Here is a 26,680-nt window from a genome sequence, read left to right as displayed (position 1 = left end):
TTGTGCCCCTTGAAAGAATATATGGCTTATATGTGTGATTTTTTTTCACCTTTTCTTAACTTTAAAATTTCATTTATTATTTCTTGAAGGTCTTCCAGCAGGTCTAATTCACTAAATAAGTTTAAAAGATCACTGCTTTCATTTATAGCTAAGCAGAGCCTGCCATTCATTTTCCCGATCAGAAGGAACCTATTAGTGCAAACCTGTTAATTCAACAGTGAAATAAAAGTTTATTGAAGCCACTATGGATCAACCGGTATTTTACCCAGGGAGTCCTTCAACATCGCCTGAACTTTTAGTCGGCCTCCTTGACATAGTGAAACCAAGCCCTTGCCGATAAGATTCTGGCAGATAGTAGCGATGGGGCTCCTTAATTTTTTTGTCTTCATAGACAATTCCATATTCGATTTTATTTTCCCTGTTAAATACATAACACCCTTATGATGAACGCTGTCATTAATTTGAACATTATCGGAGAATACCCTGTTGATGATGATCTGGCTGATTCATTTTCTGATGGCAGTATAGAGCTGGATAACGAGTGGCTTGTTTTTTCCGGAGATGTCCTGCTTACTGTTATTTCTGTTTCTCCGGAATCGGAGTTAACAACCCCCATTAACCGAGTAACAAGTGCTGTTGAATTAAAAAATAGTTCAGTACCCTTTCCGGGGCATGACGTTTGTGTTTTTTCATTAATTGTCACTGAGGTTATCGTAATATTTCCTTTATAATTTCGTAATGCATTTGGAATAACGATGTTTGTTTTTTCTGTATAGTAGCTGTCACCATCAAAATTAATCATGAATAGCTCGGCATCAGAGGTTGCCGTCCATGATAAAACAGGCTTTTTTTCGAAGTATTTTATTTCCGGGTGATAGACATGCCCAGGCACTGAATGATTGAATTTAATATTTTTAAATGCATTGCACTCAGACTCGGTGGAACTTTGAAAAGAACCTGAATCGTGCCTGTCTCTACAGCATTTAATGTTATGAAATTCGATCAAACCCTCAGGCATCAGTGTATTAATGATTAAATCACTGTAACCGGCATTAACAGAACCTTTTTGAGAGGGGGAGCAACGAGAGCAAGAATATTTTTTAACGCAAAATGCATTTGCTTTATCGCGATCGTAGCGATCGTTGCGATCGTAGCAACGACATCGACGATTGATCGAATGACCGCAGTTATAATCAGGAAATTCATAGGTTTCTGCTGCCAGCTGCTGGAAATCAGGTATGTTTTGTCGCTCATCCGTGTAACTGTAATTTAATATCGGGCATGAAACACTGCCATTATCTGTTTTCTCCAGGCATCTGTGAGTTCCATCCTTATGTCTATAAAGGGTGCGAGAGCAGTCAAAATGTGTCGTACAACCACCCGCAGCTGTTCGGGTGGTAACGGAGAATTCCGGATGCTGGTCTGTGCCACACTGTAATTTCAGAAGTATATGGTCAACTCCGGGACAAAGCCGGTTGGAACTCAATGGCGTAAGGGTTTGGGAACGGGCAGGCATTATTATCAACAGCATACAGGCATAAATCCAACCCGTATTAAATAATAATGAGCAAACAATTGATTTGTTATGTAATTTTTTCTTGACCGTTGGATATAATAAACTGTTCATTGTGCATTCGCCTTTAACGTAGCCACTCGAAGTGATCCAGTTTAATGACAGGAGCCTGCATTAAAGAATACGCTTGCTTCTTTACCATATCTTTTGCCTTCTCGTGTAAAGAAGATGGTTTTTAGCTTGATCAAACCACTTGACAGAGATCGGCTTTCTATGAAATCAAGAATTTGCAACTCGGTTTCACTGGCAGGCCTTATCAATGAATCGACTTGCCCTGGAAGATCCACTGAAATAAATCCAATATTAGCAGGATCAATCTTTTGCCATTTCAATACAGGGTTGCCTTTTTCGCCACAACTGATATTGATCCCGGTTATTGTGCTGGAAGAACTGTCCTCTATGACAAAGTTTTCGATTTTTGTCCTGCTCGAACCTGTATTTTTTTTGCAATGGAAGTTGCTCAGCGTCACAGAGCCTTCTGGCATCGTAAAATCAAAGCTGATGTGACTATGAGCAATATAATCAACCGTTTTGATGACACAGTGTCCTTTAGGGCATTTCTTTTTGGGGCAGCCCACTTCATTAGGGATAGAACAATAAGCCTGCGCATACGTGCATCTCAGACACTTATTATTTGAACAACCATCTCCAGAGACACAGCTGACTTGTGAATAGTCAGAATTAATCTTTTTCGTTTTATAAACAGGGTAATAGCGATGATCGATTGATAATGCTGCGCAATTATAACCTTCTCTTTGCATCAGGCTCACATTGCATCGGCCATCCCGACTGTTAGAGCAGTCAAAAGAAAATACGCAGTGATCACCGATTTTCAGATCGAGCTGGATCGACTCATCCAAACCGCAGTAAAGGCTGTATGAGATATTATCTCCTTTGTAGGCACTGTCCGGGAGTGTCAGCGACAAATCCTCCGCATAAGCCTGAATACAGATAAACGTTAAAAGAACACAGGCTACACCGAAAAATCTGGCGAATGAACTACCCCGAGGCAAGCCTGCGGTTATCGTGGGCCGACCGCACTCCGATGCATTAGTATGGGAGCGAGTTGAAAGGTTACGGATGTTAACGCTGAGCTGCATTGGCTTCCCCATGTCTGCTTATGGTTTGCTTTCGCGGTTAACATAGTAGCTGTCTTTTAGCACTCCGACTGAAATTTAGAGAAATATTGGTGACTTGCTGTAAAACCCAAACTTTTTTTGCAATTGCCCCAATTGCCGGTATGATATAGCGCCTTTATTAAAGCCCCGGTATCTGGTCGCAAGATATCAGGGTATTCCTTTGGAGAAAGAAAAATGTCTGAAGCTATCGCTCTGAGCGCTGTTGCACGCAAGGACGTGGGGAAAGGTGCGAGCCGCCGCCTGCGTCGTGCAGAACTGGTACCTGCCGTTATTTACGGCGGTGAGCAGGAACCTGCTCAAATTACTTTGGAAGCACGTGCTATTCGTAAGGCACTGGAATCTGAATCTTTCTACTCCCAGATCGTTACCCTGGATGTAGAAGGCGCTTCCCAGCAGGTTATTCTGAAGGATCTTCAGCGTCACCCTGCAAAAGACTATGCTATGCACCTGGACTTCCTGCGCGTTGACGCTGCTCACGCGGTCACCACGCACATCCCACTGCACTTCCTGAACGAAGATAGCTGTGTCGGTGTCAAAGCCGGTGGCGCTATCACTCACGCTCGTGTTGAAGTAGAAGTTAAATGTCTGCCTGCTGATCTGCCTGAGTTCATCGAAGTCGATATGGCTAATGTCGAGCTGGGTGGTCATATTCACCTGACCGACCTGACCGTGCCTGAGGGTGTTGAACTGGTTGCTTTGCTGCAGGGCGAAGGTCATGATCTGGATGTTGCATCTGTTCAGACTACCCGTGGTGGCAAAGAAGAAGAAGCTGAAGAAGCAGCCTCTGAAGAAGAAGGCGGCGAAGAGTAATCAGCTTTTTTTATGGCCCCGCGCTGTTAACGCAGGTCAGGGCTATGGAGGATATTATGGCGAAGGATCACTCGATCAGGCTGGTTGTCGGACTCGGCAACCCCGGTGCTCAATACGATGATACTCGCCATAATGCCGGATTCTGGTATGTGGAGCAGTTAGCTCGAGCCTACGGCGTCAGCCTGCAACCCGAGATGAAATTCTTTGGTCTGACTGCCCGCATTACCATCGCTGGAGAGGATGTCCGTCTGCTAAACCCGACCACCTTTATGAATCGCAGTGGTCAGGCGGTGGGTGCTATCAGTACCTTCTTCAAGATTCCCCCTCAATCTATTCTTGTTGTTCACGATGAGTTGGACTTGCCAGCGGGTATTGGTCGCCTGAAACAGGGCGGTGGCCACGGCGGACACAACGGCCTTCGGGACATTATTTCAGCGCTGGGAAATAACAGGGACTTTCTGCGTTTGCGTCTGGGGATTGGTCATCCGGGTCAGAGCAAGGAAGTGATTAATTATGTGCTGAACAAGCCCTCCGTGTCGGATCGACTGAAGATCGACTCGGTGATTGACGAAGCCATCCGCATCTCCCCCGAGGCCTTTAATGGTGCTCGTGCCAAGGCCGTTCAAGAGTTACATACCTTTAAAGCCTGACTTCACGATGGCCTGATATTCAGTTTCGGGATTGGCCAGTACTCTCTTCTTTTGCGAATGCTTTCTCCCCGTTTCAAAGCCTGATCCACCAGTTTGCAGATCAGGGTATCAAAGGGTATTCCTGCATGTCTGGCACCGTCCGGAAACAGGCTGGTTGGGGTCATTCCCGGCAGGTTGTTGAGTTCTGCAAAGACTGGCTCTCCTGATTCAGGAACGATAAAGTCAGAGCGACTCAGGTCCTGACAGCCCAGAATCTGGTGTGCCTTCAGTGCAATCTGCTGAACTTTTAGATACTGCTCATCCGAGATTCTGGCGGGAGTCACATGATCACTAAGACCGGGTGTATAGCGGTGAATATAGTCATACCAGGCACCGTCTGGTGTGGTAATTTCGGTAACAGGCAGGATCTGGTAGTCATCCAGGTGGAGGATACCGGCAGTGATTTCGCGTCCGGCAACAAACTCTTCAACCAATAGTTTTTCATCCATTTGCAGGCCGACTTTCAGCTTGCTGAAAAGGTCTTCATAACCCATGGCAAACTGGATGCCAATACCGGAACCCTGACCAGGCGGCTTGATGATGACTTTATGCCCAAGGGATTCGATACAGTCGAGAGTAGCATCTTCATAGTTTTCGCTGCGATAGACGACTCTGTCTCTGGCCATTGTGATGCCGACAGGCTGAAGCAAACGTTTGGTAACCACCTTATCCAGAGAGCAGGCACTTGCCAGGGCTCCGGAACCTACGTAAGGAACGCCCATAATATCCAGAAGACCCTGCAGGCGGCCATCTTCACCATAAGGACCGTGGGCGACCGGGAAAGCAACATCAACCTGTTGGGCTACGAGTTGTTCCGGAAGGGTTTCGTCGAGCTCCAGGTGGATGGCTCTGCCATAATGTTCTTCCAGACAGGGGGTGATTCGGCTTGCGGAGAGTCTGGATACATCGGCTTCGGGAGACAGGCCGCCGCAGATGACGGCTACAGTTTTGCTTTTGTTGGGCATTCGTCTGATGGCTTTTGTTAGGGCTATGATCAGTCAAGCCTAGTACATAAGCCAAATCTGACCAGTCAGGTTAATGAATCTATTCAGACCCTTCCTCTGTCCAGTTTTACCCTGAGCCATTTAAAAAATTCCGGTGTCGCCTGTTTTAGCCAGAGATGCTGGTATTTCAGGGTCAGCTTTAGCCAGCCTTTATCGTGATACTTTCTCGCACTGGTACCCAGTCTGGTGCCACAGGAGTGGAGGAGGATCCTGTTTTGCCGGGCTTTCCAGACAAATGCATGATCTTCACCGTAGAAAGTGTCGGTGGGATAACCCTTGAGGTCGAAAAATTGTGTCCGGCTGATGCAAAACCCTTGATCACCATAGGGGCATCCCAGAATATCGGAGCGGAATCTGGCTCCCCATTCGTTGATGGATAACCAGCAAGTGTCTTTGTCGTAAAACCAGAGATCAAAGTAGAACAAGTGTCTGGGATATTGATCAATGGCATTCAGTAAGCTTTGGACATTCTCTTTGTCCAATACTGTGTCTGCATGCAGAAACCAGAGGTAATTCCCTGTGGCTTTCTCTGCGCCTGCATTGAGCTGGCAGGCACGTCCCTGTTCTGCAGTACACCAAATCCACCTGAGGTGAAGCAAAGGGCCCGGAAGCTGATCCAGTTTGGCAGGCCGCTGATCGTCGTCATAGCCAACCAGGATCACCTCGTTGCCTGCGGGAAGAAGACTTAATTGTTCAAGAAGCGTCGGCCACTGCGTCTCACCAGGGCCCAGTGGCACGATTACAGATAGGCTGGGCATAATTATCTTTGCAGCACTTCCAGCAATGCTTTCTGCTTCTGGCCAAGCTTGTTCTCAGGAGAGAGTACTGCTGATTTCAGTGCGCTCCTGCACTGGCAATAAGTGCTGTCATGAGGTGTTTCTTCCTGCTGTTTCAGATATTGCCCTAACAACGCTTTAGCCAGTGTCAGGCTTTTGCCGTATCTGGCAATGATCTGCTCAACGCTGGCGTGGGCTGAAGGGTCATCTTTCCAGCAATCGTAATCAGTGGCAATAGCGATTGTTGTGTAACAAAGCTGAGCTTCCCGTGCCAGAAACGCTTCAGGCACATTAGTCATGCCGACAACATCGCACTGAGCGGCGTTTTTCAGGAACAGACTCTCTGCACGGCTACCCAGCCTGGGACCGTCAACGCAGGCATAGGTTTTATCTGTATGCAGTCCTATTTCTGCCAGGTTAGCAGCATTGAGCAGTTGTTCTGATTGCTGATGACAGCTTGGTATTGCGGTGGAGACATGAGCGACAAGACCGTTACCAAAAAAGCTTTTTTCCCGGTGTCCTTTTACGAAGTCGAAGTACTGACTGACCAGCGATAATTCGCCCGGCGCAATCTCCTCCTGCAGACTGCCAACCGCAGAAAGGCCTATCACCCGGGTCGCACCCAGACTTTTTAATGCCCAGATGTTGGCCCGATAATTGATTTCATGAGGCAGAAGTTGGTGGCCGCTTCCATGTCTGGGCAAGAACAACAGCTTTTGTTGATTAAAAAGACCTGTTGTTATTGGACCTGAGTGAGGGCCATAAGGTGTTTCAATCGTCTGCTCATTTAATACTTCAAGTCCATCCAGGCTGTAGATGCCTGTTCCACCAATCACTGCCAGCATTGGGTTTCCTTTTCATTGTGTTTTTCATCAGACATCTGTTGGATCAGGCTGGGAAGCTGATTGACCCATGCTCTGATCTCGTCTCTTACACGACGATAGATTGTTAATGATTCTTCTTCTGTTTTCACCGATTCAGCCAGCCGGGGAGGGTCATCAAAACACTTGAGAATGATCTGCCCCTGTCTGGGTGTTGGACTTTCCGCCATCTGGCTGCGACAGGAGTTGCCAGTGCAGAGGAACAGTATCCGGGTTTTAGCCATCAAAATCTCCTGTTATTGAGCAGACAATCAGAGTTCGCTGCAGGAAGAGCCAAAAGCAAAACAGCTGTAGCAACGGTGGTGTTTCATACTGATGGTTTCACTCAGGCTCGTCCGTAAACTCTTGCCAAGGTTGTACTCAGTATCGTCATCCACCAGTGTGCAGGCGTAAACCTGCATCTGCCCGTTTTGTTTGACCATCATTTTGGAAAACGCGCACATAAACTGACGACGACTTTCTTCTGTCTGATAGCGGGTCATACAGTCTGTGCTGACGTGGGGAACATCCGGTAAAGAACCGGGAGGCAGGAAATCCGGAAAGGCCACCTGTTTCAGGTTGATGGGCAAACCGTTCAGTTCAAAAAGATCTCTGAAGGCCTGTTCAACCACTGCCGTGTTTTCGTCTTTTTCCATATGTCTGGCGACGGAGATGTTAAAGCCATTTTCATGCAGTAGTTTCAGTCCTGAAAGAGCGATGGCAAAGCTGTCTTCACCTCGTCCTGCGTCATGTTGTTCAGCGTTTGGATGATCCAGGCTGACTCTCAGGGATATGGGGTAAGGGTTACTGCTCAAACGAGTCAGCTCATCAAGCCTTTTGATCATGGGGGTCGTGCCATTAGTCAGAACCAGGCAGGGGCGATGCTGGGAGGCATAGTCCAGGATTCGGATAATGTCTTTAATGACAAAAGGCTCTCCTCCCGTAAAAGAGAATTGTTCAACCCCCAGTTCAAGTGATTCATCAATGTAGGGTTTTACTTCTGTCAGAGTCGGGGCGTCCAGCCTCTTGCTGGCCGGACTTGAACCCTCCAGACAGAAGCCGCAGGAAAGGTTGCAACGGGTTCCGGTATGAAACCAGAGTTCTTTCAGTTGATGAGGTTTGATATAACCTCTGGGGCTGCCATCAGGCGTAAAGTGCCAATCCTGGCTTTTAGTGTCTGGAGGTGTTCCTGTCAGCAACATGAGCCATCACTTCCCTTGTTTTCATGGGTGGAAGATGAGAAGGGCAGCGAGGTTCCGCAGCCATCAAAAATGCCATAATGGGTGCTGAAGTTACCAATGAACTCGAAGTGTTCACGGAATCTTGTATCGTGCAGCATTCTCCAGGTGTTACCGCAAACCGGGAAAACCTTGCCTTTGGTAATAGGGTGGTGCCCATCCAGATTGAAAGTGTTGGGATGGTGATCAATCGTGCCTTTATAGATCACAGCCTGTCCATAGTCCTCGCAATGACTTTCCAGCTCTGGCAGTTTGAACAATCGATAAGTCGCCGAGAAAAACCGGATATCACCGACCTGAGCTTCAATCTTACGGTTATTGATAGTGACAGGTTTATCTTCCACCAGTCTGGGGTCAGTGAAACCGGCCTTTCTGGCCAGATTCAAAAAGTCATTCCAGTAGAGGGCACCGCTGAGACACTCTCCGTAAAGCACCGGATCATCGACCAGTTCAGCAGGAATGCGGCGATCAGAATAGACGTCAGAGAAGTAAAGTTCACCGCCTGGTTTCAGCAGACGCCAGGCTTCTCTCAACACTGCTTCCTTGTCCGGAGAAAGGTTGATCACGCAGTTTGAAATGATCATGTCGAAGCTGTTTTCTTCCAGGTTCAGTTGATCCAGTTTTTCAATATAGCCTTTGTGGAATTCGGTGTTGGCTTTTGCATAGCCGAATTTTTCCCGGTGGTATTCGACATGTCGGTTGGCAATCGCAAGCTGTTCGTCTGTCATGTCGACACCGACGACATAACCCTCTTCTCCGACCATTTGAGCCAGGGCATAACAGTCACGACCTGATCCGGAACCAAGGTCGAGTATTCTGGCGCCTTGCAACTGCTCAGGGCAGACCAGTCCGCAGCCATAGTAATGGCTCAGAACCTCGTCATGAATATTGGCAAGGGCACTTTTCAGGTGGCGTGGCATGGTTGCATCGGTGCAGCAGGCATTGGTCTGCAGGTCATCGCTGCCTTGCAGAGTCTTGCCATAGTAATTCTGTACTGTTTCATGCATGAGAGATTTTTCCTTGCTTGAAAATAGATTGAATATGTTTTGACAGAGCCCTTCGGGCAGGTCGATTATCACGATTCAGTTCGGGGAGCACTCCGAGCAAATCTTTTAAATGATCAACATCCTGGCCAGAAGGAGCGTAGCCGACGGATAAGCGGGATTGACGACAAAGACTCGTCAGTGACACTCCCAGAGAGCCTGTGCTCCAGGGCAGCTTTGAAAGGTCAGGCCAATGAGTTCGGTTCGCCATGATGGTGACGCCGCCATCACTGGCCTTGCTGAATACGGTGTCGTAGGTCTTGAGCTTTTGTGCTGTGTCCGAAAGGTCTTTGAGGCTGAGTGTCGGACAGTCACTGCCAATATAGATGAGGTTTTCTTTTCCCTGAAGTCTCAGCTCATTGTCGATGTGGTTCAGTCTCTCACCGAGGTTGCCAGAGCCCTGGGGTACTACCAGGTTGTCGTCGCCCTTCAGAAGCTGACTGGCCCAGTCATAGTCGCTTTCATGAGAGGGAGCAATAACTTTCTGGCCTGGCCACTCTGATAAATCTTCCAGTGCACAGGCTAGCAGGTGCTGAGCAACCGTCAGAGCCTGTTCTGTTCCCATGTCAGCAGCAAGGCGTTGTTTTCCCTGGTGTAAGGCGGGCTTTTTGCACACAAGTATCAATGTTGCCTTTTTTATCAGACTTGGTTCGTAGCTTGTCATTATTCTTTGATTTTAATTTCGCTTATGTGGTCGCAGGAGCCAGACTCCGGCCTGCTATTGCGTAACTATACTGCGGAAACAGTTGTTTGGATTCAAGGCTGCGGTTTTTTTTAAAGCTCTCTTCAGGGTTGTCTGGCTAACCTGCCGGGTGTTGTTCTGCCGGTAGGGAAAGCATTCTGCTGTGAGTCAGTATAAATCCGGAAAGAGCAGTCGGGCATAATACTGGTGTCAATTCAGGTCGGGCTTTATAATCCTGTCCCAAATTTTTATTGAATTTCCCCTGGTAACTTTTTATGGGCTTTAAATGTGGCATCGTTGGTCTGCCCAACGTCGGCAAATCAACACTGTTCAATGCTTTGACCAAGGCAGGGATTGATGCAGAGAACTTCCCTTTCTGTACTATCGAGCCAAATTCGGGTGTCGTGGCCATGCCCGATCCGCGTCTGAATAAGCTGGCTGAGATTGTTAAGCCTCAGCGTGTGTTGCCCACGACCATGGAATTTGTCGATATTGCCGGCCTGGTAGAAGGTGCCTCCAAGGGTGAAGGTCTGGGCAACAAATTCCTGGCCAATATTCGTGAGACTGATGCTATCGCCCACGTAGTACGTTGTTTTGAGAATGATAATGTTATTCATGTGGCCAATAAGATTGATCCGGCGGCGGATATCGGCATTATCAATATCGAGCTGGCCATGGCGGATCTGGAAAGCTGTGAAAAACAGCTGCAGCGAGTCACTCGTGTCGCCAAAAGCGGCGACAAGGATGCCAAGGCCCAGAAAGTCCTGCTGGAAAGAATTGTTCCCCATCTGGAAGAAGGCCACCCTGTTCGATCCATGGCAATGACCGATGAAGAGCAGAAGCTGACCAAAACATTCCATCTTCTGACGACAAAGCCCACCATGTACATTGCCAACGTCGATGAAGATGGTTTTGAAGATAACCCTTATCTGGACGTTGTTCGTGACATCGCCAGGAGCGAGGGTTCTGTCGTGGTGACAGTCTGCAACAAGCTGGAAGCTGAGATTGCTGAGCTCGAAGATGAAGAGCGGGATGAATTTCTGGCCGATCTGGGTATGGAAGAGCCAGGTCTGGATCGTGTGATCAGGGGGGGGTATGAACTTCTTGGACTGCAGACGTATTTCACTGCCGGAGTTAAAGAAGTGCGTGCCTGGACTGTGAAGATCGGTGCGACGGCGCCTCAGGCTGCAGGTGTGATTCACACTGACTTTGAGCGTGGGTTCATTCGTGCGGAAGTGACGGCTTACGATGAGTTTGTTCAGTACAACGGTGAACAGGGTGCCAAGGAAGCAGGTCGTCTGAGAGTGGAAGGCAAGGATTACATCGTCAAAGATGGCGATGTTATGCATTTCCGTTTCAATGTCTGATGCAATTGGGGCTGTCTGACCAGCCCTGTCCTTTTTAATTCCGGGTCATTAACTTCTGGAGAGTCATTGAATGTTGCCATTGACATTGCTCTTATCCAGAAAGGTATTAATAGAAGCATTAACAGTCCGTTCTGAAAAAATAATAAGGCTTTGAATAAGGCGCATGCCAGTACCCGCAGAAATACGAAACAGGGGTAGGGGTTTTCTGAAAGTTCCTAAAAAAGCCGCTTAAACAGTTGACAGGACAGCGTTAAATCCTGAAAATGCGCACCATCTTTCGGCGGCTAGGTAGCTCAGTTGGTTAGAGCACAGCACTCATAATGCTGGGGTCGGCAGTTCGAGTCTGCCCCTAGCTACCATATTCAGGAGCTTGCAGGCAGGCGACTGCTAACGTAGGGTCGAAAGTGTACACGGAATGTCCATATCCTATAAAACATTTCGTATTTGCTGGGGTGTAGCCAAGCGGTAAGGCAGCAGGTTTTGATCCTGCCATGCGGGGGTTCGAATCCCTCCACCCCAGCCATAAAAATGGCTAGGTAGCTCAGTTGGTTAGAGCACAGCACTCATAATGCTGGGGTCGGCAGTTCGAATCTGCCCCTAGCTACCATTACTGAAGGGTTTGCAAGTAAGCGAATACTAACGTAAAGTCAAAAGTATCCACGGAATGTCCACAACTTAAAAGCATTTCGTACTGTTGGGGTGTCGCCAAGCGGTAAGGCAGCAGGTTTTGATCCTGCCATGCGGGGGTTCGAATCCCTCCACCCCAGCCATTTCTCTGAAGCCCGACTGAAACAGGTTGGGCTTTTTCGTTTCAGTGACTTTTAAAACCTCAATGTGTAAGTAATACCCAACTTGATTTGATCAGGAAGGTGATCTTCGGGGGGGGCGCAGATGCTGTTCTGAGCATGAAGTTATTTGTGTGAATGTTTATCTGTTGTCATTGCGGATAGCCAGGCACTCAAAACATCAAGATAATCTCATTCGTGTTTGGATTCGATCCAATAAAAAAAGACATTTCGTCATTAAAGAAAAAACGTTTGGGTTATTTGCTGGACGACAAATACCTGACGCATCATAAAGTTGAGGCCTGTTTTGGATTTTGTATTTACTCTTGATTGGGGGTTATTGCTGTTTTTTGTTGCGATTCTGGCTGGTTTTGTTGACTCCATTGCAGGCGGCGGCGGATTGATTACAGTCCCCGCGCTTCTGGCGGTGGGGCTTTCTCCGGCACAGGCTCTGGCGACCAATAAATTACAGTCAACAGGCGGCTCTTTCTCTGCCAGTGTTTATTTTATTCGAAGAGGGTTGGTGAATCTCAGGGAAATGCGTTTTGCCATTTTCATGACCTTTGTTGGCAGTGCCGCAGGCACGATTCTGGTTCAGTTGATTGATGCTTCGGTTTTGAAGCAGATTATTCCCTTCCTGTTATTGGGTATAGCTGCTTACTTTATTCTCTCCCCCAGTGTCCGAAATACTAAAGCTTCTTCTGCCAGAATGAGCCTGACCGCTTTTGCCTGTTCAGCAGGGTTGGGAGTCGGCTTTTATGATGGCTTCTTCGGCCCGGGCACGGGCTCTTTCTTCGCCATAGCCTTTATCAGCCTCCTTGGTTATTCCCTGACAATGGCGACGGCTCATACCAAGGTTCTGAACTGTACCAGTAATGTGGCTTCCCTGCTGTTCTTTATATTGGGTGGTCAGGTTGTCTGGGCCGTAGGGGGAATCATGCTGATAGGTCAGTTCATCGGCGCCAGACTGGGATCGAGAATGGTTGTGAAGCGTGGTCAGCAGATTATTCGTCCCATGATCGTCGTTATTTCACTGGTTATGACCGGCAAACTCATGTGGGACGAATACGGACATTTGCTGTTTTGACGTTTTTTCTGCGAAAGTGACGGTTTAGCGTTATTATAGATAGTCCTGCAGGCTCCTCGCCCTGGAGTCTTATAACTGTTTGTGAAGAATAACGTCACTCAGATATTTGAATGGACAACAGCTGGCTCAATGCATTGTTTGGGGGAATCTATCTTGCCCTGATCATCGCCTTCGGAATTCACATTATTATGCAGCGCAGGCCGGTAGGCGTGACTCTGGCCTGGGTACTGTTGCTGTTCATTCTGCCGGTAGCCGGTTTTTTCTTTTACCTGCTGTTTGGCTCAAGGCGCCTTGGGAGAAGAAGGCTCCGACGTCTGGAGAGTCTGTATCCTGACTACGAACAGTGGTCTAGCCACCTTTCGAGAGTGATTACCCAGCGGCAGCTTGAGTATCCCTCCAATACTCCTCATACAGGGATCTACAAGCTGGCGGAGCAGACCCTGGGTATTCCAGTGCTGCCTTGTAGCAAGCTTCAGCTGTTTCATGAAACCGATACCATTCTTCATGGCCTGTTACAGGACATAGAGAAAGCCAGATGCAGCATTGTACTGGAGTTTTACATCTGTGAGCCCAAGGGGCGAATCAAGGTTCTGGCAGAGGCTCTGATCAGAGCTTCACGAAGGGGTGTTGACTGTATGGTAATACTTGATGCAGTGGGCAGTCGTCAGTTTCTTCGAAGTGAGTGGGCAAGACGTTTCCGTCTGGAGGGCATCAGTGTTACCGGGTCCATGCCGGTTGGTCTTTTAAGGATGCTGTTTGAGCGCCTTGATATTCGCAACCATCGCAAAATTCTCGTGATTGATGATGAAATTGCCTGGAGTGGCAGCTTTAACCTGGTCGATCCTGTTCATTTTCGTCAGAAGGCTAATGTCGGACAATGGATCGACGCCATGGTCAGGGTAGAAGGTATACCCGCACACGTTATGGCAGTGATTGCTCATTGGGATAAAGCGCTTGAAACGGGTGAAAAACATTCGTCGTTTAATGCTACCTACGAGTTTCCACCTTCCTGTCTTGACAGTTACACCGGTGCTGATGTTCACGTACTGCCATCAGGACCGGGTATCAACCGGGAAAGGCTCCATCAGGTTTTGCTTACCGCAATTTACGAAAGTAAGGAAGAGCTGCTGATATCTACACCTTATTTTGTTCCGGACGAATCATTGCTGACAGCCCTGAAGTCAGCGGCCATGAGAGGGGTGGACGTTCAGTTACTGGTTCCTCGCAGAAATGACTCCAGAATGGTTCACTATGCCAGTCGCTCCTATTACGAAGACCTGTTAAACGCAGGGGTGAAAATATTGCAGTTCAAGGGAGGATTGCTGCATACCAAGTGTGTTCTGGTGGACCGATCGACCATTCTTTTTGGTACTGTAAATCTGGATATGCGCAGCGTCTGGCTGAATTATGAAGTGACCATGATCATCTATGACAGAGCCTTCAGCCAAACCATGGCGACGCTTCTGGATCAGTACATGCAGAACTCCGAGCGTGTTCGTTTGTCTCTATGGAGCCGAAGGTCTGTCACCAGACGGTTTCTGGAGAGTCTTTTTCAGCTGTTAAGTCCTTTGTTGTGAAGTAAGTACCTAACCAGCAGGCCTGGTAGTTACTGCGTCGTTTAAGAACATCCATGTTTTGATCAATAAAGATTTTTAACTGAAACAGTTCGCCTTATTTATAGACTTCCAGCGAGTCAACAGTTATGGAGTAAAGGGTTTCAGTGTACTCTGAGTGAGTGGTCTCAACGTGCAGGGTTCCAACCAGCCAATACGGGATTAAGCCCGCTTCCTCAACTTTGATGCCTTTTTCTTTATTCTTGAATTTTACATAAATGGTCTGGTTAGGCGGTGGTGCTGGTACGTGGATGCAGGCACCCCTGGTTGGTACCAGCAACAGCTCCGTCGCTCTCTGGTTTTTGTCGAGGTTAAGTGGCACGAGGTATCCGGGTATTTTTACCGTGCGTTTGTCCAGTCTTGCAACGGGCGTCTTGCCCAGATTATCCAGATAGGCGATGACATCATCTTTGCTCATCTCTCCGGCCTGATAACTGTCAACGACTTTTTGATCCGGTGCAGGCATCAGCTCGTCCCAGGTGATCTCTATGACTTCTGCTTGGGTTGCAGGCTTTTCCACCGGCTTGGCCTGAACGGTGGTGACTGGCAGCAGGGCCAGCAGCGTTGTCAGTATCAGGGATTTTCCTGTTTTCATGATGATATCCATTTTAGACTCTTATGGTCAGGCCATCGGCAAGAGAGTTTTTGTAGGCGCGCCAGGCCGGGATTATGCCCAAAACAATGGCGCAGACAATGATCATTCCGGCCAATGACCATTCAAAGGTGCCCGGAGCACTGATGGCCAGGTGCAGCCCCAGCATCTGTTGCACAACGGGCTGAATAGCGAAAAGCAGTCCATAGAGTATAAGGAAGCCCAGAAGGGTTCCTGACACCGCATAAACGACAGATTCAGTGATCATTAGCGTGAAGATATGGATCGGCCTTGCGCCAACTGAGCGGAGAATGGCCATCTCCCGGCGCCTTTCATTAAGAGAAGTGAGAATCGTAGTCAGCATGCCCATCAGACCTGCCAGGACCACCATGATGGAAACCGCCAGCAGTGCCTTTTCTGCGGTGCCAACCAGTTGCCAGAGCTCCTGAAGAGCAACACCGGGCAGAATGGCGGTCATGGCTTCCTGCCGGTATTCATTGACTTTCCTCTGGTATCGGAAAGCGGCAATACGGGATTTCAGGCCAACGAAATAGGCGGTAACACTGGCGGGCTGCAGATTCATGGCCTGTGCCTCTGCAGCGGACACCGAGAATGCGGCAATGGGTGGTGCACCACTTACCCAGTCGATATGCAGGGCTTCGATCCCCTCAAGAGAGATTAGAATTACTCTGTCCGTGGGCGTGCCCGTTGGCTTGAGAATGCCGGAAACCTTAAAAGGCTTATCATCGTGAGGCAGCAGACTCTTACTTTCTATGCCATGGCTCAGAACAATGCTGTCACCGACTTCATAGCCAAGGCTGGCAGCGACTTCAGATCCAAGTACAGCGTCGTATAAGGCATTGAAAGGTTGGCCCTCGGACAGTTGCAGTGATTCATCATCGCCGTATCGAAAATGACTGAACATGTCGTGGGAGGTGCCCACGACCCGATAGCCATGGTGGGAGTCACCCAGGGAAATGGGAACAGACCAGGCAACATCCGGGGCAGACGTCAGATCCTGATAAGTCTCCCAGGAGATATTGTTGGTGGCATTGCCAATGTGGAAAACAGAATACAACAGAAGATTGATAGAGCTGCTTCTGGCTCCCACAATCAAATCCGTACCTGATACGGTGTTGGTAAAGCTGTTTTTGGCTTCGACCCTGATACGTTCAACCCCCAATAGCAGGGCTACGCTGACAGCAATAGAAAATATAGTCAGCAAGGCGGTTGTTTTTCGGTTTTTAAGGCTCTTTAAAGCCAGGCTTAAAATCGACATCAGTCCACCTCTTTGACTTTGCTGGCCCGGTTAATTTCATTGAGCACAATGCTGCGATCAAATAACGATTCAAGGCTACGGTCGTGGCTGACGAATAGCAGGGTGTTGCCTACTGTTTCACATTCTGCGAACAGCAGATTGATGAAGGCTTCCCGGGTATCTGTGTCAAGTGCTGAAGTAGGCTCGTCGGCGATGATCAGATCAGGCTTGCCAATCAAAGCTCTGGCGGCGGCAACTCGCTGTTGCTGTCCGATACTCAGTTCTGTAGCGGGACGATGCAGTATGGATTCGTCCAGTTCCAGATGTTTAAGAAGACGTCTTGCTTCGTCCTGCTCACTGCCAGCAATACTGTCGAGATTGCTTTTGCGCTTTTTGGCAAAGCCCAAAGACAGAGTGACGTTCTCTATTACAGAGAGATAGGGAATCAGATTGAACATCTGGAAGATAAAGCCAATATGATCAGCACGGAAGCGATCGCGCTGCACCGGGGAAAAACGACTAATGTCGTTCCCCAGCACGTTGACCTGTCCCCGCTCCGGTGTAATGACGCCGCCGAGCAGTCCCAGTAGTGTGGTTTTGCCGGAACCCGATGGGCCGCGGACAAAGACCTTTTCGCCTCTGGATACAGTCAGTTCAGGAATATCCAGAACAGGTATTCCTGCTTTCCAGCTGAACTCAACAGCTGTGAGTTCAATAACGTGAGAGCGGGAGTCAGTCATCTTAGAAGCGAACCTCTGGCTTGCTCTTGGTCATTTCGGCAGCCATCTGACCTTTTTGGGTGAAGCCCTGAACACTTAAGGATTCGCTGCGCTCGAATGTTTCAAAGATTGAGGTGCTGATGGTGTTCAGCTGATTGGCATTGCCACATTCAAAGACGTACGTAGCTGAGATATCCATATGCCCGCTTTCGCTCTCATGCTCTTCATGGTTGTGTTCACCGTGATGGTCATCATGATGGTCATCAGAGGCATGCTCACCGTGATGATCGTGCTCATCATCATGGCCATGAGATGCGTGCTCATCGTGGTGATCATGCCTGTTATGATCTTTTTCATGATGTCCGTGATCGTCGTTATGAGCTTTTTCACGACCATGATCGTGATCAACAGAGCTTGAGGTAGCTTTGGCGCTAACCAGTTTGCAGGAAGCGGCAGGGGTCATGCTCCAGAGGCTGGCGGCTTCCAGCTTTTCCAGAGCTTCATGGAGCTGGTGGCGTTGTTTATCGGTAGTAATGGTCTCGAAGCCCAGCACATCATTGGCAGGCATTTTCAGTTCCAGGTGAATTTCAGAACCTTCGACTGCAAAGTTCAGTTCACCCTGTCCGTGAACATGGGCGTCAACGTGACGCTGCTCTCCATTTGCGGAATAAACAGTCAGGGACAGGACTCCGCAGGCAATACCGGCAGCCAGTTTAGTAAAAGTTTGCATAATGTCACTCGTAGAGGCACTTATCTGATAAATAGGTTTTCTGGTTTATTGATGACATCAGATAAAGGCCGGCGGAGCCCGGGTCAGCTTTTTGGTGGGGGTTTCCAGAGAGAAGGAGCGGGTTTTTTCTGTACTGTTGAAGGGAGCGAAGAACAAACGTTCTGCAGCAAACAGTCCGGGGGACGGAGGTGCCTGGGAAGTCAGCTGACAGCCCGCTGAATGATGCTGATCCCCATGCCAGTGATCCGCATGATCATTCAGTGACAGTTGTTGAAGCAGATTGTGATAGTTAGTACTAAAGTCTTTAGGGGGATTATGTGTGTGACTGACGGAATACTGGATAACCAGTAAATAAACGACAGAAATCAGGCAAAATCGAAGAGGATTTAGTCTGTGTCTGTGGGCAGTGTTTATCAGGCTTATGCTTAGCATTCAGTCGCGTTATCGACACATGTGTAGTAATGGTACGAATTATTCTCTAAAGCCCTGACAAAAAGCAATACTAAGTACTCAACCATACGAAATCATATTTTCTGACTTATTGTTCAGGCACTCGCGGCAACTGCTCCTGCGTTGCTCTAGCTCCTGCATCCATGCAGTCGTGATGCGTTGCAACTCTGGCCACATAGCTTGCTATGTTCCCGTCGTTGCGCCTTGCAGAGCACCTGCCCAATAAGCCAGAAATATTCGATTCCGTATGGCTGAGTACTTACAAGGCGCAGTCATTTGCGTTTAAACGAACTGTCTGCCTGCGTTGTGATCAACGTCCGATGTCGTGTGGCCATCGTAGCTGCAATCGCCACCAGAATACCGATATCACTCAGTAGTAAGGACATATCCAGGTGTCGCTATTTTGATCAGTTGAAATAATTGTGTAACCCCGTAGCATGTTGAAAATTAAATATAAATGCGGATATTCTAACTCCCGGAAAAAACTTGGAGGAAGTTTAGTAATAACAAGCTCACCATTAAGAAAACCCGCTGAATAGACTAACTCATTAGGATTTGAAAGCATGATTTTTCTTTGCGCTTTAATTTGCTGTTGACTTTTATTCTGTAAATTCGACCGATTTAATAACAAATGCTGTTCATGAAATATACATGCGTTAATAGCCATTACATTGGTGCTTGCATAACAACGCTCTGGTGGATTTTCGCCAAAAAAATTATTTATTAAAGCGGCTTGTCTCAGTTTATCAAGGTAAGAACAAGCACTCTCCTTTTTTTTAGTATGATTTAATTTAGCACCCGATAGACCAATAAATCCGAACGAAAGGAAAAATAAATTTCTGGCTAAGTGTTGGTTTTGCCTTCCTTCCGCCACGTTCCTTGATCCGGTTGTCAAAAAACTGAATGACATGATTCCAAGAGGTATAGCTAAAGCTAAAGTTTTTAACTCTGTTAAATGAGTAATTGAGGAGGATGTGGGGCTCTTAAATGCAAGATTGTGTTGTATCGATCCCTTGCTGGCAAGGTAAACACCAGAAGCAATTTTGGAAAAGAGCAAAAAGAATAGAAAAGTTGATATGGTTTTCATAAAAAAGTAAGTACTCAACCGTACGAAATCGTATTTTCTGGCCCACTGTTCAGGTGCTCGCGGCAACTGCTCTTGCGTTGTAGTTAGAGCGCAGGTAAGTCTAGCAAATACCTTCGTAACCTGCTTTCCACATAACGCTTGTAGCAAGGGCGGTGAACGCAGTGAGTTGAGCCTTTCCCTGACATTGCCAAACAGCACCGGCCTTCAGTGCACCAAGTCATACTGGATAGAACATATAAGCCACCTCCGGTTCTTCGGGCTGTTATTGACAAGCCCGATGAAGGAGAACGAAGGTATGTTGTCAGAGCATTGTCTTGACCAGGTTTCGACGGGTCAGCCAAGAGGTAATGAACACTGCCAGTAAGTGCAGGCCGACAAAGTAGTAAAGGCCATTCACCAGCATGGAATGCCATTCATAAACATTGTATTCAAAGCCAAAGTCGGTATCCTGCAGCCACCCGGTAAACGCTGCCAGAGCCAGAGCAATCCACATCAGCCAGACAGCAATCGCTCCCACTGGGTTGTGGCCATTTTTACCCTGTTGCCGGGTTTTCAGCTCATGAAGGTGCTGTTTGATGCCCGAGAATGAGGGTTTGATGTCCCGGAGGCGAGCAGGTGCCGGGGCAAAAGTCACGCCGTAAAGCAGTCTGAGTCCTACCAGGGCAAGGATGACCCAGCCAGAATACGCGTGGTACTCGCTGTACCCGTCAATTAGAAAATGATTACTGAAAAAGAGTAATGCAACCGTCCAGTGAATCAACTGAACGATTCGTGGCCATTGAAACTTTTTAGACATCGAACTTTCTGTGGTATTTCTTTCTGATGTCATTGAGCTTTTTCATTCTTTGTTTGGCCAGATCCAGATCTTTATTGTCGAGAGCAGCCTGAACCCCGGCCAGTCCGGTCAGCAGTTGATCAATGCCTTTTCGGAATTCCTCAGGCGCATCAGTGTAGCCGGTCTCCCTGGCGTTTTCGGCGTGCGTACGGAATTCAGTTAGGTAGCTCTGCATGTCTTCAATGGTTTTAGCAGAGCCGGAGCGTTTGAAATTGAAGCCCATTTTTTTCATTTCAGTGTTCAGTTCATCAGAATGACCTTCGTGGCCATGGCCATGAGCTGAAGCAGGCATGGAAGCCATCAATGAAGCGGACAGTGCCAGTGGTATAAAGAGGGCTTTGGCAAGCGATTTCATATTAACTTTCCGTATAAACATTTCGCTCGGGCATCATAATGATTCTTGCAAGAAATAAGAAGGCTAGTTGTGTAAAACTTTTTGATTTAAAGGCACTGTCACTGAAGGGCATGTCATAAAATATCCGAACACTTTCAGACATTTACCGACATAAAGTTATTCTGTTTTTCTGGTTGCCAGACTACCGCCCTGATCTTTCCAGTCTTTCAGACCTCCTCTGAAGTGCATGATGTTGGTATAACCCCGAGCCGCAGCAAAATCTGCTCCGGCAAACCAGGATGTACATTGTGGACCACCACAATAAACAACTATGGGGTAGTTTTTCAGGATGGGGAGTTGGCTCTCCAGAGTGGCTCTGTCTGTCAGAGAATAGGCATCTGGCAGGTGACCCATGGTATAGGTCTCCCCCCTGTTAGTATCAAGAAGAAACACTTCGCCAGCATCGACTGCCTTGCGCAAGTCAGGGTAAGAGATGGCGGGGTAGTGCCTGTTGTAGGCGGCGAGTCTGTCTTCCGTGGTTGCGTTTTCTGAAGCTGTCACACTGGTGCTCAGCAGGATCGCGGCGCAAGCCAGCATACGTGGGTCTCTTAACCATGAAGCGAACATGGGGGGTCTCCGGTTTACTGCTAAAGCTCAGAGTATAGATGGCCTGTCGCTAGTTGGCTCCGAAGTTCTTTAAAGCCTGGGCATAGGGTGCGGCATGATGGTGTGTTTCCAGTAGCGATAGAAAGGTGCCGCCCTCTGGTGTCACTGGATTGATCTCCAGACCTGTTTCCGAGTAAAAGTGCAGGAATCGTTCAAAGTCCTCTGCTCGCAGTGCACGATAAGCACGGGTCAGAATGTGTAGGGCGCGATCTTCTCCGGCTGGTGCCTGAAGGGTAAGCAGTTCTTTGATTCGCTCATCATTCAGCACTTCACCAATGACTTTCTGTTTGTCTTTCTTCATCGTTATTCCTGATAGCTTTTGGCTGTTTGCCGGCATTGTACACGATGGATTTTAAACTTTCAGGAATCTTAATCTTGATACTTTCACCGGGATTGTCGGAAAAGTGGCGATTATGGCATTTATAGTTGCTCAAGCCCTATTCAAGTAATCTGAATTATTCCGAAATGGTATAGATTTTTTAAATAAGCGCCTCAACTTTAGATGATACTTAATTTTACAAAGGAATAGACTGAATGAATCAGAGGTAACAAGGATGTCAGCAGCAGCAGTAGGTTCAGTTGGGGGGCAAAGTCCGGTAAAAACTGGGCAGCAGGTTTCTCAGGGTATTGAAGGAGGAGCCAGAACGAAAGCCCAGAGTATGAATCGCAGTATCGAAGTGCGTAATCATCCCAATTTTCTCCCTTCATCTCCCCCGACACACAGCAGTTCACTTCAATCACTCCCATCTGACATTTCGCTGTACGAACGAAAGAGCGAAGTAGTAGAGGGTCGAAAGCACATTGAATCAAATCATGTAGAAAAAGAGCCATCAGGTTCTGCCAGCCCAGCTAAAGAAATCACCAAACCGACCTTAAAGCAAAAGGTGGTTCATATCTTTGGCGAGTTGAAGCGTTCCTTAAAGAATGAAAACTGGAAGCCTGTTCCTCAGGATCTGATCAATAGGGTTCGCAACAATGGTTTGAGAGAAGAGCTTTCCACCAGAAATGAAAAGATAGTGGAACTGGGCCAGCTGAAAGAAAGAGCCAATGCTCTGGAGAACAAGCTGGTAAGTTTTGATAAAAAGTACGCCAAGTCACTTGCGCTTTATGCGGCACCGGAAAATCCTCCCAAAAAAGGTAAGTTTCCGGCTCCGGATGGAAAAACCTACGACTTTTCCAAGGGGCAATTTTTTGGTGACAGAGTGAAGATGTTGAATGAGTTCAAAGCTGCCTTTGATAAAGATCCTGGTTTTCAGAGTTACAACTCTGATCTTGAAGAGTTAAGAAGTATAAAAGGCAATGGAGATGAGCCAGGCAAGAAAGCTGAGCTGAAAAAGGAGATCAGGGAGCTGAGTCAATCCCTGAAACCAAGGGTTGACGCAGAGGCTGGTCAGGAAACCGAGCTTCGCCTTGGAAATCTCGATGCTCAGGTAGAAACTATTCAAATGAAAACGAAAAAGGCAATTCAGCAAAAGTCCGAAGAGTATCGAACAAATATAAAAACACTGAAAGAAGCAGTAGATAGTAAAAGAAAAGAACTGGACTCCCACAGAATGGAGAATGAGTTAAGGAAGTTCAAAATCTCGGGAGTGACACGCAAGCTCGAGGGAATCGAAAGCTCCAGACAACGGTGGCTGAATAATGTTGAGAGTAATACTCAATTGAATCCACAGCAGAAACAGCAGAGCAAAGCACGAATAGAGGCGTCATTCAGTCAGAGGAAGGTGGAGCTTCAGGAAGAGTTAAAGAGCCTTAAAAGTAAGGTAAATTCTTATCAAAGCATAAAGCAAGTGCTTCAGGAAGAATATGATCGAGCCATTGAGGCCAGGGACCACGCCGCTGAGGGCAGAGGTTTCAGAGAAAGCATAAATGAAATTCTCAATGGGGAGAGTAAAGAAATAAGAAAAATTTATGAAATGCGCAAGGCATTTCCCGGGAAAATTGAACTTGATCGAGCTGCAATCAGAAAAGGTTTGCAGGGAAGAATAAGCTAAAAGGCGTTGAACCAGTCTACCACCGGGTAAACTGGTTCAGCTCACTCAATTTTCAGTGACCCTTCAAAGCAAAAATGCCGTTGGCATTTCGCCAGTAGCCCTGGTAATCCAGCCCATACCCAAAGATATAACGATCTTCAATTTCAAGACCTGAGAAATCTGCCTTGAGGCCGGGGCGAGCCTTGCGGTCGTGCAGCTTGTCAACCAGAACGGCGGTCAGAACCTTCTCGGCACCCTGTTCCTTGCAGAAGTCGACAATGGCGTCCAGAGTGTGGCCCTCGTCAAGAATGTCATCAACGATCAGAATTGTCCTGCCCTTCATGTCCTGTGAAGGGCGTACTTTCCAGTCCAGACGGCCACCGGTTAATTGATCACGGTAGCGTGTGGCGTGCACGTATGAGGCTTCCAGGGGGAACTGCAGGTGAGTGAGCAGCTTGCCGGTAATGACCATGCCACCATTCATTACACAGTAAACCAGTGGATTACTACCAGACAGTTGTTCAGTAATAGCGCTGCCCATATTTTTAATGGCGTCTTCTATCTGTTGTTCATTGTACAGGCAGTCAGCCTCGTTGAGGACTTGCTGGATATGGTCGAGATCAACAGACATGGGTTGGGAACCTCGTTGTAATAACTCGTCATTGGCTAACAACTGGCTTTCTCCGGAAACTGCCTGATGGGCAAGCAATGAATCGGGTTCCAGGCAGCGCAGACAAAAGTTGAACCGTGGAAAAAAGAGGGCAACGATACCTACATTAGATGTGAACAGCAAGTTATAGCTTACTTCGGTTTGCTGTGAGAAAAACTTATAGGTGGGTCATAAGGGCTGTGTAAAAATAAAAAGATTCAAGCCCGTCAAATGGGTAGAGTCAGTATTAAGTGGAAGGCATCGGGAGCTGACATGAGCGTACAAGAAATCAAGCACCCTCTGGTACAACACAAGCTGGGCATTTTACGCACCAGGGGTATCAGTACGAAAGGGTTTCGGACACTGGCTAATGAAGTGGGTTCGCTGCTAACTTACGAAGCGACCAAAGATTTTGAGCTGGAAGATCATGTTATTCATGGCTGGGCCGGAGACGTCACCGTCAAGCAGATCAAAGGTAAGAAAATTACTATTGTTCCCATTCTCAGAGCAGGTCTGGGTATGATGGATGGAGTGCTTGATCTGGTGCCGGGTGCACGGGTCAGTGTCGTAGGTCTGTATCGGGATGAAGAAACCCTTGAGCCGGTTCCTTACTTCGAAAAGCTGGTTAAGGATATCGATGAGCGAATTGCTCTGGTATTAGACCCTATGCTGGCTACCGGTGGTTCCATGACGGCCACTATTGATATGCTCAAGAAAGTCGGCTGCAAGGAAATCCGCTGCCTTGTGCTGGTGGCGGCTCCGGAGGGTATAGAGAAAGTGCTTGAAGCTCATCCGGATGTCAAAATCTTTACTGCATCAGTAGATGATTGTTTGAATGACCACGGTTATATCATACCGGGTCTGGGCGATGCAGGAGATAAAATCTTCGGAACTAAATAGTGAAGGGAAAGGCTGATTATGACTGATATAAACCTGGCCGATGATGGAATGCCAGTATGGCGACAGATGTTGATGGGGGGGCAGATGCTGTTTGTCGCCTTCGGTGCTCTGGTACTGGTGCCCTTGTTGACCGGGTTGGATCCAAATGTTGCTTTCTTTACCGCTGGTATTGGTACGCTGATATTCCAGTTATGTACCAGACGGCAGGTGCCTATCTTTCTGGCCTCTTCTTTTGCCTTTATTGCGCCTATTACGTTTAGTGTTCAAAGTTGGGGCCTGCCTGCAACATTGGGCGGTATGATGGCAGCAGGGCTGTTTTATGTAGTGCTCAGCTTTATCATTCGCCTGCGGGGAAGCGGCATCCTTTATCGATTATTTCCTCCGGTAGTAGTGGGTCCGGTGATTATGGTCATTGGTCTCGGGCTGGCGTCTGTTGCCGTTGACATGGCCAGTGGTGATGCCAACTCATCGATTGATCCCAATACTTCCTTGTTGCTGGCGGGCGTCGCTCTGGTGACAACACTGGCCGTTTCCACCATGGCCGGCGGTATCTTCAAACTGATTCCGGTTATCTGTGGAATCGCTGTTGGTTATATTGCTGCGTTATTTATGGGGGTTTTGGATTTTCAGCCGGTTATTGATCGTCCATGGTTTGCTGTTCCTGCGTTTACGGCCCCGGAGTTTAACTGGAATGCCATTCTGTTCATGGTACCAGTCGCGATTGCGCCAGCTATTGAGCATATTGGCGATATGCTGGCGATCAGTTCGGTTACCGGTAAGAAGTACCTCGAAAAGCCCGGTCTGAAAAATACCCTGATGGGTGATGGTTTTGCCACTTCTGCTGCGGCCATGTTGGGTGGCCCTCCCAATACTACCTACTCAGAAGTCACCGGTGCGGTGATGCTGACAAAAGCTTTCAATCCCAAAATCATGACCTGGGCTGCAATCATGGCTGTTGCAGTGGCGTTTATCAGCAAAGTCGGTGGCTTTCTGGCTACGATTCCAACACCGGTGATGGGTGGAATCATGATGCTATTATTCGGCTCTATTGCTGTTGTCGGTCTCAGTACCATGATCAAGGCTCAGGTGGATCTGAGCAAGCCACGCAATCTGGTGATTGTGTCAGTTGTTCTGGTGTTTGGTATTGGTGATCTGGCTTTGTCGATGGGTGGGTTCACTCTGAAAGGCGTTAGTCTTTGTGCCATTACTGCCGTTTTGCTGAATGCGATCTTGCCTCATGCCGACAGGGAAGATAAGTTTCAGTCTACAGATGCCTGATTGCAAGTGATCCTGTTACAAAACTAATTGAAACTGATCCTGTCCAGCTCGGTATTAGATTCTAACAGCATAGATTCAGCTTCATCCAGATCTTTGGCAATGTTGATGAATCTGGAGATGCCCGTCAGTTCCAGCAGTGAATGGATGGATCTTGAGACATTGCAAAGCGTGATGCTGTGAATCCGGGTCAATGAATTTCGCGTGTTGAGTAAGACTCTCAGGCCTTCGCTGCTGATGCTGAATAGCTGTGAACAGTCCAGAATCAGGTGGTGATTGCCCTCAAAGGTAGCGGCTTCGATGGCTCGGTCCAGCATTTGTGAGGTGGCAGCGTCTACTTTACCCCGAACTTCCAGCAGGGTGTAGTTGTAATGATCTTCCAGATTGATGGATAAGGCCATAGTCTTACTCCTTTAAAATGGCTGCTTTGTTGCGAGATATCCTAGGATCTGTTGGAAGCAATTGGTATAACAAGGTTGACAGCATTGCTGACAATTTCAGCTGAACAGCTTTTTTTCCGGCAGGTCTTTTCGTGGGTTAAGCTGT

At 47.8% G+C, this 26,680-nt stretch carries 30 protein-coding genes and 4 tRNA genes; 12 read left to right on the top strand and 22 right to left on the bottom strand.

All coding sequences use genetic code 11. The features are described 5' to 3' along the window. Positions 1-421: 421 nt before the first annotated feature. Together ACOJUO_RS00850 and ACOJUO_RS00845 are read right to left on the bottom strand one after the other, a co-directional pair. Positions 422-1,627, bottom strand: coding sequence for a hypothetical protein (locus ACOJUO_RS00850; RefSeq protein WP_422138669.1), 1,206 nt, complete (start codon positions 1,625-1,627; stop codon positions 422-424). 41 nt (positions 1,628-1,668) lie between these two features. Further along, positions 1,669-2,334 (bottom strand): hypothetical protein, encoded by a 666-nt coding sequence (locus ACOJUO_RS00845; RefSeq protein WP_422134814.1) that lies wholly within the window; start codon positions 2,332-2,334, stop codon positions 1,669-1,671. A 552-nt stretch (positions 2,335-2,886) separates the two neighbouring features. Between ACOJUO_RS00845 and ACOJUO_RS00840 the strand changes: the two genes are divergently transcribed. Together ACOJUO_RS00840 and pth are read left to right on the top strand one after the other, a co-directional pair. Continuing rightward, positions 2,887-3,522 (top strand): 50S ribosomal protein L25/general stress protein Ctc, encoded by a 636-nt coding sequence (locus ACOJUO_RS00840; protein WP_422134813.1) that lies wholly within the window; start codon positions 2,887-2,889, stop codon positions 3,520-3,522. A 56-nt stretch (positions 3,523-3,578) separates the two neighbouring features. Then, positions 3,579-4,172: an aminoacyl-tRNA hydrolase gene (pth, locus tag ACOJUO_RS00835; RefSeq protein ID WP_422138668.1), complete on the top strand. Its 594-nt coding sequence runs from the start codon at positions 3,579-3,581 to the stop codon at positions 4,170-4,172. A gap of 2 nt (positions 4,173-4,174) precedes the next feature. On the opposite strand, the gene ACOJUO_RS00830 is transcribed toward pth, so the two are convergent. The 7 genes from ACOJUO_RS00830 to ACOJUO_RS00800 form a co-directional block, all read right to left on the bottom strand. Continuing rightward, positions 4,175-5,176, bottom strand: a complete 1,002-nt coding sequence (locus ACOJUO_RS00830) for a D-alanine--D-alanine ligase family protein (protein ID WP_422138667.1) — start codon at positions 5,174-5,176, stop codon at positions 4,175-4,177. An 83-nt stretch (positions 5,177-5,259) separates the two neighbouring features. Next, entirely contained in the window at positions 5,260-5,973 is a 714-nt protein-coding gene (locus ACOJUO_RS00825) for a glycosyltransferase (RefSeq protein ID WP_422134810.1), read from the bottom strand. A 2-nt stretch (positions 5,974-5,975) separates the two neighbouring features. Then, positions 5,976-6,836: an MTAP family purine nucleoside phosphorylase gene (locus ACOJUO_RS00820; RefSeq protein ID WP_422134809.1), complete on the bottom strand. Its 861-nt coding sequence runs from the start codon at positions 6,834-6,836 to the stop codon at positions 5,976-5,978. Continuing rightward, the gene (locus tag ACOJUO_RS00815) at positions 6,824-7,096 is read right to left on the bottom strand and encodes a hypothetical protein (protein WP_422134808.1); all 273 of its coding nucleotides are present in this window, start codon (positions 7,094-7,096) and stop codon (positions 6,824-6,826) included. The genes ACOJUO_RS00820 and ACOJUO_RS00815 overlap by 13 nt, the downstream gene beginning before the upstream one ends. 27 nt (positions 7,097-7,123) lie before the next feature. Further along, positions 7,124-8,053 (bottom strand): radical SAM protein, encoded by a 930-nt coding sequence (locus ACOJUO_RS00810; RefSeq protein ID WP_422134807.1) that lies wholly within the window; start codon positions 8,051-8,053, stop codon positions 7,124-7,126. Then, positions 8,044-9,096, bottom strand: coding sequence for a methyltransferase domain-containing protein (locus tag ACOJUO_RS00805; RefSeq protein WP_422134806.1), 1,053 nt, complete (start codon positions 9,094-9,096; stop codon positions 8,044-8,046). Before ACOJUO_RS00805 ends, ACOJUO_RS00810 begins: the two co-directional genes overlap by 10 nt. Next, positions 9,089-9,796, bottom strand: coding sequence for a TIGR04282 family arsenosugar biosynthesis glycosyltransferase (locus ACOJUO_RS00800; protein WP_422134805.1), 708 nt, complete (start codon positions 9,794-9,796; stop codon positions 9,089-9,091). Before ACOJUO_RS00800 ends, ACOJUO_RS00805 begins: the two co-directional genes overlap by 8 nt. A gap of 293 nt (positions 9,797-10,089) precedes the next feature. Here ACOJUO_RS00800 and ychF point away from each other — a divergent pair, with 293 nt between their 5' ends. From ychF to cls, 7 genes are all read left to right on the top strand, one after another. Then, positions 10,090-11,181, top strand: a complete 1,092-nt coding sequence (gene ychF, locus ACOJUO_RS00795; protein WP_422134804.1) for a redox-regulated ATPase YchF — start codon at positions 10,090-10,092, stop codon at positions 11,179-11,181. Between the two features lie 282 nt (positions 11,182-11,463). Further along, positions 11,464-11,540, top strand: a tRNA-Met gene (locus ACOJUO_RS00790). Positions 11,541-11,629: 89 nt separating this feature from the next. Next, positions 11,630-11,704: transfer RNA gene (locus ACOJUO_RS00785), tRNA-Gln, on the top strand. 7 nt (positions 11,705-11,711) lie between these two features. After that, a tRNA-Met gene (locus tag ACOJUO_RS00780) sits at positions 11,712-11,788 on the top strand. Between the two features lie 88 nt (positions 11,789-11,876). Beyond that, a tRNA-Gln gene (locus tag ACOJUO_RS00775) sits at positions 11,877-11,951 on the top strand. 322 nt (positions 11,952-12,273) lie between these two features. Beyond that, positions 12,274-13,053: a TSUP family transporter gene (locus ACOJUO_RS00770; protein WP_422134803.1), complete on the top strand. Its 780-nt coding sequence runs from the start codon at positions 12,274-12,276 to the stop codon at positions 13,051-13,053. A gap of 110 nt (positions 13,054-13,163) precedes the next feature. Further along, positions 13,164-14,630, top strand: coding sequence for a cardiolipin synthase (cls, locus tag ACOJUO_RS00765; protein WP_422134802.1), 1,467 nt, complete (start codon positions 13,164-13,166; stop codon positions 14,628-14,630). A gap of 94 nt (positions 14,631-14,724) precedes the next feature. On the opposite strand, the gene ACOJUO_RS00760 is transcribed toward cls, so the two are convergent. From ACOJUO_RS00760 to ACOJUO_RS00710, 11 genes are all read right to left on the bottom strand, one after another. After that, positions 14,725-15,273, bottom strand: a complete 549-nt coding sequence (locus ACOJUO_RS00760; RefSeq protein WP_422138666.1) for a DUF3299 domain-containing protein — start codon at positions 15,271-15,273, stop codon at positions 14,725-14,727. A 1-nt stretch (position 15,274) separates the two neighbouring features. Beyond that, entirely contained in the window at positions 15,275-16,537 is a 1,263-nt protein-coding gene (locus tag ACOJUO_RS00755; protein ID WP_422138665.1) for an ABC transporter permease, read from the bottom strand. Then, positions 16,537-17,256 (bottom strand): ABC transporter ATP-binding protein, encoded by a 720-nt coding sequence (locus ACOJUO_RS00750; RefSeq protein ID WP_422138664.1) that lies wholly within the window; start codon positions 17,254-17,256, stop codon positions 16,537-16,539. The genes ACOJUO_RS00755 and ACOJUO_RS00750 overlap by 1 nt, the downstream gene beginning before the upstream one ends. A gap of 1 nt (position 17,257) precedes the next feature. Continuing rightward, positions 17,258-17,965 (bottom strand): ZrgA family zinc uptake protein, encoded by a 708-nt coding sequence (locus tag ACOJUO_RS00745; RefSeq protein WP_422138663.1) that lies wholly within the window; start codon positions 17,963-17,965, stop codon positions 17,258-17,260. Positions 17,966-18,022: 57 nt separating this feature from the next. Beyond that, entirely contained in the window at positions 18,023-18,397 is a 375-nt protein-coding gene (locus ACOJUO_RS00740; RefSeq protein WP_422138662.1) for a hypothetical protein, read from the bottom strand. Between the two features lie 388 nt (positions 18,398-18,785). Then, positions 18,786-19,502 (bottom strand): hypothetical protein, encoded by a 717-nt coding sequence (locus ACOJUO_RS00735; protein WP_422138661.1) that lies wholly within the window; start codon positions 19,500-19,502, stop codon positions 18,786-18,788. 301 nt (positions 19,503-19,803) lie between these two features. Beyond that, on the bottom strand, positions 19,804-20,298 hold the full coding sequence (locus tag ACOJUO_RS00730; RefSeq protein WP_422138660.1) for a cytochrome b/b6 domain-containing protein: 495 nt from the start codon (positions 20,296-20,298) through the stop codon (positions 19,804-19,806). Then, positions 20,291-20,692, bottom strand: a complete 402-nt coding sequence (locus ACOJUO_RS00725) for a cytochrome b562 (protein WP_422134796.1) — start codon at positions 20,690-20,692, stop codon at positions 20,291-20,293. The genes ACOJUO_RS00730 and ACOJUO_RS00725 overlap by 8 nt, the downstream gene beginning before the upstream one ends. 156 nt (positions 20,693-20,848) lie before the next feature. After that, complete coding sequence (locus ACOJUO_RS00720) at positions 20,849-21,298, bottom strand: rhodanese-like domain-containing protein (RefSeq protein ID WP_422138659.1); 450 nt, start codon at positions 21,296-21,298, stop codon at positions 20,849-20,851. 49 nt (positions 21,299-21,347) lie between these two features. Beyond that, complete coding sequence (locus ACOJUO_RS00715; protein ID WP_422138658.1) at positions 21,348-21,638, bottom strand: PA4642 family protein; 291 nt, start codon at positions 21,636-21,638, stop codon at positions 21,348-21,350. Beyond that, positions 21,607-21,771, bottom strand: coding sequence for a hypothetical protein (locus ACOJUO_RS00710; protein WP_422138657.1), 165 nt, complete (start codon positions 21,769-21,771; stop codon positions 21,607-21,609). The genes ACOJUO_RS00715 and ACOJUO_RS00710 overlap by 32 nt, the downstream gene beginning before the upstream one ends. A 120-nt stretch (positions 21,772-21,891) precedes the next feature. On the opposite strand from ACOJUO_RS00710, the gene ACOJUO_RS00705 reads away from it, so the two are divergent. Further along, positions 21,892-23,331, top strand: coding sequence for a hypothetical protein (locus tag ACOJUO_RS00705; RefSeq protein WP_422138656.1), 1,440 nt, complete (start codon positions 21,892-21,894; stop codon positions 23,329-23,331). A 52-nt stretch (positions 23,332-23,383) separates the two neighbouring features. On the opposite strand, the gene ACOJUO_RS00700 is transcribed toward ACOJUO_RS00705, so the two are convergent. Next, on the bottom strand, positions 23,384-23,941 hold the full coding sequence (locus ACOJUO_RS00700) for a hypoxanthine-guanine phosphoribosyltransferase (RefSeq protein WP_422137133.1): 558 nt from the start codon (positions 23,939-23,941) through the stop codon (positions 23,384-23,386). A gap of 291 nt (positions 23,942-24,232) precedes the next feature. On the opposite strand from ACOJUO_RS00700, the gene upp reads away from it, so the two are divergent. After that, on the top strand, positions 24,233-24,859 hold the full coding sequence (upp, locus tag ACOJUO_RS00695; RefSeq protein ID WP_422138655.1) for a uracil phosphoribosyltransferase: 627 nt from the start codon (positions 24,233-24,235) through the stop codon (positions 24,857-24,859). Positions 24,860-24,877: 18 nt separating this feature from the next. Then, the gene (locus ACOJUO_RS00690) at positions 24,878-26,137 is read left to right on the top strand and encodes a uracil-xanthine permease family protein (protein ID WP_422138654.1); all 1,260 of its coding nucleotides are present in this window, start codon (positions 24,878-24,880) and stop codon (positions 26,135-26,137) included. Between the two features lie 23 nt (positions 26,138-26,160). On the opposite strand, the gene ACOJUO_RS00685 is transcribed toward ACOJUO_RS00690, so the two are convergent. Continuing rightward, on the bottom strand, positions 26,161-26,535 hold the full coding sequence (locus tag ACOJUO_RS00685) for an STAS domain-containing protein (RefSeq protein WP_422134790.1): 375 nt from the start codon (positions 26,533-26,535) through the stop codon (positions 26,161-26,163). Between the last annotated feature and the right edge of the window lie 145 nt (positions 26,536-26,680).

Source organism: Endozoicomonas sp. ALC020 (assembly GCF_049275935.1).
Classification (GTDB): Bacteria; Pseudomonadota; Gammaproteobacteria; order Pseudomonadales; family Endozoicomonadaceae; genus Endozoicomonas_A.
Note: the sequence above shows the minus strand (reverse complement) of the source record. Positions and strands in the feature narration are given on the sequence as shown.